At 68.4% G+C, this 1,919-nt stretch carries 2 protein-coding genes; both read right to left on the bottom strand.

The features are described from left to right. Positions 1-23: 23 nt before the first annotated feature. Positions 24-536 carry an HAD domain-containing protein gene (locus ABZ621_RS37545; RefSeq protein ID WP_360611661.1) on the bottom strand — a complete coding sequence of 171 codons (513 nt, stop codon included), beginning with the start codon at positions 534-536 and terminating at the stop codon, positions 24-26. Continuing rightward, positions 533-1,786, bottom strand: coding sequence for an IS256 family transposase (locus ABZ621_RS37540; protein WP_360611660.1), 1,254 nt, complete (start codon positions 1,784-1,786; stop codon positions 533-535). The genes ABZ621_RS37545 and ABZ621_RS37540 overlap by 4 nt, the downstream gene beginning before the upstream one ends. Positions 1,787-1,919 lie beyond the last annotated feature (133 nt).

Raw genomic sequence — 1,919 nt, 5'->3', positions numbered from 1 at the left:
GAGCAATTGTCAATTTCTGTGGATCAACGTGGGGGGCCGCAAGTGGCCCGTAGCCATTGATCGAGGATGGTGAAGTCTTCGTCGGTGAGGCCGCGGGAGGATGCGATGCGGTGGAGGAGGGCCGGGGTGGGGTGGTGGGTGGACACCCAATCCTGATCGGCCTCGGTGATCTCGTCGTCGACCCAGACGAACGGGCGTTCGTCCGCCCATGCCGCCAGGGTTCGGGTCTTCCAATGGAGCCCGAACCACTGGTCCTCGCGTGCATGCGCGTCGGAGGTTTCCGGCCAGTGCACGACCGGCAAGGGTGGCAGGCCGAGCCGCGGCGCGATGTCGATGTTCGCCGCTTCTTCCCAGGTGGTGGCCCAGACCAGCTCGCACGGCAGTGCCGCGAGGAGAGGCCCGAGGTGCGGGTCGAGCCGCGTCAGGTGCGCATCTGCCGCGGTGCCTGACGGTTCGCGCTGCGGGCCGTCGCCGAACGGCAGGAGAGGCCCGTCGACGTCCAGGAACAGCAGCGGTCGTTGCTTGCCCTCACTCATGCCGCAGCCTCCCGATCACGCTCGACCAGGGCGCCGCGTTCGAACCGGGCGCCGTTGCGGACGAGAGCGACGAGGTGGGGTGCGGTGATCGCGCGCCACCGGGCCTGGGCGGACTCGGCGAGCTTGAACACCATCGCCAGGGCCGCGGTCGGACTGCCCGCGCCGCGGGTGACCTTGGTCCGCAGCTTCACCGTGCTGAAGGTCGACTCGATCGGATTCGTCGTGCGCAGGTGGACCCAGTGCTGGGCGGGGAAGTCGTAGAACGCCAGGAGCTCGTCGACGTCATCGGTGATCTTCTTGACAGCCTTGGGCCACTTCGTGCCGTAGACGCGTTCGAAGTCCTTCACCGCCTTCTCGGCGTGATCGCGGTCCTCGGCGTTGTAGATCTCCTGCAGGGCCTTCTTCGCGCCGGGCTGGGCCGAATTCGGCAGGGCGTTGACCACGTTCCGGGTTTTGTGAACCCAGCACCTTTGATGTCTGGCATGTGGAAACACCTCGGCCAGGGCCCGCCACAGGCCCATGGCTCCGTCGCCGACGACGAGCGCGGGATCGCGCATGCCGCGCCGGCGGCAGTCCCGCAGGAGGTCGGCCCAGGACTCGGTCGACTCCCGCAGGCCCTCGGCGAGCGCGATCAGCTCCTTGCTACCGTCGGTGCGCACGCCCATGAGGACCAGGACGCAGGAGCGGGCCTGGCCGAGACGGATCTTGGGGTGGACGCCGTCGGCCCACACGTACACGTAGTCGGATCCGGACAGGTCCCGGTCCTGGAAGGCGGCGTGGTCGTCGCTCCACTGCTTGGTCAGCCGGGTCACCGTGGCCGGCGAGAGCCCAGCGGCCGAGCCGAGGAACTGCTCCATCGCGGGCACGAAGTCGCCAGAGGACAGACCGTGCAGGTAGAGCAGGGGCAGGACCTCGCTGATCTTCGGGGACTTCCGGCACCAGGGCGCGAGGATCTTCGACGAGAACCGCTTGCGCTCGCCCGTCTCGCCGTCGACCCGCTTGTCGTTCACCCGCGGCGCCTTCACCGCAATCGGCCCGGCGGCGGTGGCGACCGTCCGCTCGCGGTGGTGGCCGTTGCGGACCACCAGACGGCGACCGGCCTCGTCCCGCTCGCCCGCCAACTCAGCTATGTACTGGTTGACCTCGGCTTCCAGGGCCGCGGCGAGCATCCGACGGGCACCCTCACGGACGATGTCGTCCATCAAGGAGCCACTCTGGGTGGTGCCGTCCTCGTTGACTACGCTCAGCACGGGCGTGCCTTCCCGACCCGCGCTGCAACGCGGGCCTACTCGATGACCAGAAATCGATCACTCGGGAAGGTACGCCCTCCGCGTTCCGCGAGCACCCCTCCCGAGTCCGATCCACAGGTCTTGAGCATTGCTC

Origin of the sequence: Streptomyces sp. NPDC007863, from assembly GCF_040633895.1 — a bacterium.
Classification (GTDB): Bacteria; Actinomycetota; Actinomycetes; order Streptomycetales; family Streptomycetaceae; genus Streptomyces.
Note: the sequence above shows the minus strand (reverse complement) of the source record. Positions and strands in the feature narration are given on the sequence as shown.

Coding starts and splice junctions, on each gene's coding strand:
- ABZ621_RS37545 (WP_360611661.1), bottom strand. CDS start 536: ATGAGTGAGGGCAAGCAACGACCGCTGCTGTTCCTGGACGTCGACGGG.